This is a genomic window from Dysgonomonas sp. Shenzhen-Wh21 (assembly GCF_043392705.1).
GTDB lineage: Bacteria > Bacteroidota > Bacteroidia > Bacteroidales > Dysgonomonadaceae > Dysgonomonas.
The window spans coordinates 1-3,432 of sequence record NZ_JAIXHZ010000188.1; the positions used below are offsets into that span (position 1 = coordinate 1).

General features: G+C 35.5%; 5 protein-coding genes and 1 pseudogene. All 6 read right to left on the bottom strand.

Features of this window, described 5'->3' with window-relative positions:
- Positions 1 to 586, bottom strand: a pseudogene (locus LDB17_RS13300) (phage tail tape measure protein); the annotation flags it as partial.
- Positions 587 to 636: 50 nt separating this feature from the next.
- Positions 637 to 1,074, bottom strand: coding sequence for a hypothetical protein (locus LDB17_RS13305; RefSeq protein WP_252636418.1), 438 nt, complete (start codon positions 1,072 to 1,074; stop codon positions 637 to 639).
- Between the two features lie 16 nt (positions 1,075 to 1,090).
- Positions 1,091 to 1,831, bottom strand: coding sequence for a hypothetical protein (locus tag LDB17_RS13310; RefSeq protein ID WP_393925071.1), 741 nt, complete (start codon positions 1,829 to 1,831; stop codon positions 1,091 to 1,093).
- An 88-nt stretch (positions 1,832 to 1,919) separates the two neighbouring features.
- Positions 1,920 to 2,402, bottom strand: coding sequence for a hypothetical protein (locus LDB17_RS13315; protein ID WP_393925072.1), 483 nt, complete (start codon positions 2,400 to 2,402; stop codon positions 1,920 to 1,922).
- Complete coding sequence (locus LDB17_RS13320; protein WP_252636415.1) at positions 2,377 to 2,862, bottom strand: hypothetical protein; 486 nt, start codon at positions 2,860 to 2,862, stop codon at positions 2,377 to 2,379. Before LDB17_RS13320 ends, LDB17_RS13315 begins: the two co-directional genes overlap by 26 nt.
- Positions 2,859 to 3,432: hypothetical protein (locus LDB17_RS13325; RefSeq protein ID WP_393925073.1), on the bottom strand; the 574-nt coding region annotated here is incomplete at its 5' end. The genes LDB17_RS13325 and LDB17_RS13320, both read right to left, overlap by 4 nt.

Here is a 3,432-nt window from a genome sequence, read left to right on the forward strand (position 1 = left end):
TGAATCTTTTATCCAGGATTGCAATTGTATCTACTACCTGGCTCAACACTGATAATAGGTATTCATTTTGGAGTTGTTCCTCTTTACTCCTTATTCCATTAGAGCCTAAAGGTGAGAATGCAACTTTTTCTCTGTACTCCATAGCAGTTGAGAAGTCAGTTGATTTAAGACTGGATACAGTATTGTTGCGTTGAGCAACATCTATAATGTCTACATAAGGCCTTATCTGAGGATTAGATAACGCCTCCTGGGTGACAACAAATTCTCCTTTGTGAACATAGCCGGCAATATCATATTTTCCACCCGGGCCGGTATATCCGCCATCCCAGTAATTAGCCATTGCAGCCTCATGTTGTTTTTTTATGGCTGCCACTTGTAAGAGCCCTGCTGCAGTTGCTACACCTGCAGCAATAGGAGCAAGGGTAATTCCTATAACCGGTATTGCAGCAGCAGAAGAATAGGCGTTGATGGCAGATTGAGCCGTTGATGCCAAAGCCATGGCGATCTGAATTTTGAAGGAACGCTCTTCATTTTTCTTGTTTACTTCCGCTAGTTCTTTATCACGTTGCTCTTCCAGTTTTTTCACCTGTTTCGAGTTGTTTCCGGCAGCTTTTATTTGGGCATCATATTTCTTTTTTAACGTTCTTGTATCAATGAAAGAGATATAGACAATGTAGTATTAACAGCATTTATTGTTAAGAACCCGTCGTCAACGCCAAGACTCTCCATGATAGAATAAGAGGACGTTCCACCGTCACTATCAGCATAGTACCCTTTTGTGGTTACCTTATTATAATATCCTAATTTTAATAGGATAATATTTTGTAACGACATGTAACGGATGTCATTTACAGTATTGACTGTTAATGTGCGACTTTTAGTTAAATCTAAGGCTTGTCTTAAATACAAACTTCCTTTTTTTCTATAAATTACATTGTCTAATTTATCATCTGTCATTACCGTACCGTCTACAAAATCAGATACCTCTATGTAATTGACATTTACTCCTGATTCTGAGGAAATAATATTACTCCAAATACCATTCCCCGGATTTGTTGGTTGACCTACATTCATATATTTAATTTATTAATCAAAAAAAATCTGTGTCTAAAATTGGATCATTTGGATTAAGAGTTATATTTTGATATGCCCAATGACCATCTTCAAAATATAAAATACTATACCCTTCAGGAACTACAATGTTTCCGAAATTAGGAAATACACCTCCAGTCAGACTTATATAATAACCTCTTACTATTGGATTCACTATATCTATAGAAGCGATTCCATTATACCCACCTTCTATTGACATTATGAGATCATATAAATTTTGAGCCGTACCCAGATATTGCCCTTTATCTAATTTAAAATTATCAATCTGTTGAAGGGTCTTAGACGAACCGCCAGATTCAGCCTTAGAGTCATCAATCTGTTGAAGGGTCCTAGTCGAACCACCAGACTCAGCCTTACTGTCATCAATTTCCTGTAGTGTTTTTGTTGAACCTCCGGATAATGCTATATCATCTTCATATAAAGCAGTATCCAGATTTACCCATATAGAGCCATTCCATTGACGCAATGTTGCTTTGTAACTGTTCGTTTCATCTGCTTTTACTAAAACCGTCCATCCTAATTCGGGCGAAGGATAAGTACTAAGCAATTGAGCATAAGTATTTACACTTTGCTGTCGTATGTATCCAAATAATATGCCTGATAAATATTGGATTATATTAAAAAATATATATCCGATAAGTTCAGCTGTATTTGCCTCTTTTAGTGTTTGATATCTTACTTTATTTGAATACTGTCTTAATTGTTCCAAAATGCTCATATTTACAATTCATTAATAGTTTTACAACATGGACAAACAGCATGACAGAGAATGCAATATTCAAGGTTACATTCTCTACAAATAATTTCTATACAATGATTTGCCATTTCTTCTTTTTTTCATAAAAGAAGGAGTAAAACGAGGAATGGAAAAAGACAAAAAAAGGGAACGAATTTGTTCCCTCAATTACTTTCTTCATGATATATGTGAAATCTTTCCCACTTATTTCAGCCATCTTTTCCGCCAGCTTCATCGTGTAGTAGTAAAATTTAGGATTAAACCAGGGCTTTGCTTTCCTGTTGGGGGTGATTCCTATATCACCCGCATTCCCTTTGTAGAATTCTTTTCCTGTACCCTTGTCTACATAGATTCCATAGAAATTAAAAAAGTGCTCGATAACGATAATATCTCCTCCCGAGTTTTTTATAAGAAAACCTTTCAATGAATCATACAGTGCTCCTGTATCATGAACGTTGAGCAAAAGAATTCTTTCCTCCCATATATTCACCATCATTTTTGTCCATTCTTCCAGATATAGAGCTCTGTCATTCGTACCATTCGTTTGCATCATAACATAGATTTGTCGGTTCATCAACGGTAATGATAAAATAAAGACCTGTACACCCGGCTATGCCATAACCTTCTATCTCATAGAATGGAATTCTATCGGTATTCAGATAAAGAAATTTACCGGCAGTTTTGTCTTTAATCAGTTTTTTGCAGATCGATTTATAAATGTCACGGCACTCCTGAAGATACTCTTTCTGCTGATCCATATTATTGAGCGCAAATTTCCGAAGGATAAAGACAATGTATTGTTTCTTATCAAAATAACCGCCCCCGGTAGATTTATATGTATATCCATCGTTTGTATCATCAATGGCAAAATATGCTTTCTGAGTTTTATATGCATTGATAACCTCCTCCATAGCTGCTATACCCGATACTTTGCATGGATAATATCCATTATCTTTTGTTTTCTTAAGCTTATTGCATAAGCCTGAAAAATAATCAAATGCATCAAAATTCATTTTTTATTCATTTTTTTGAGTCGTTGTTCCATCTCTTGATTTTCATAAGCCTTATAGTTCAGCGTATCAAAGGCTCGCCAGCAATCCGCATTAAGTACTTTTTCAGTTTCTCCAACATTGCCTCCATTCAGCACATAGATCATCCTCGAAAAATGTTCTCTCATTTTTGGCGGTTGTCTATCTGTAACCTCATTCGTTTTTGTATCTATTTTTTGAAAGAAATAAGGGAATTCTTTCGTTAGCCGGTCTTTCAATCCGGCATACATAACGAATACCGTTAATTTTTGGATAAGAGATACTTTCTTGAATTTTTTACTTCTCTTATTTGTATTATGATCATCAAATGAGCTTTCCGAATTATCAACAGAATAGATCACAGCGCAAAGTTTGTCTAAAAACACATCATCCCGTGTATATATGTATGCCTGATAATAATTTTCGGCAGCCATCCATTGTTTGAATGGACATCCTTCAAAACGAGGGTGTATATGCTTATAGCCGGCAATCTCAGATAGTGGAGTCACTTCTGTTATTGTTTCAGTAAGGAAAGATAAATTTTTTGCAAAATAT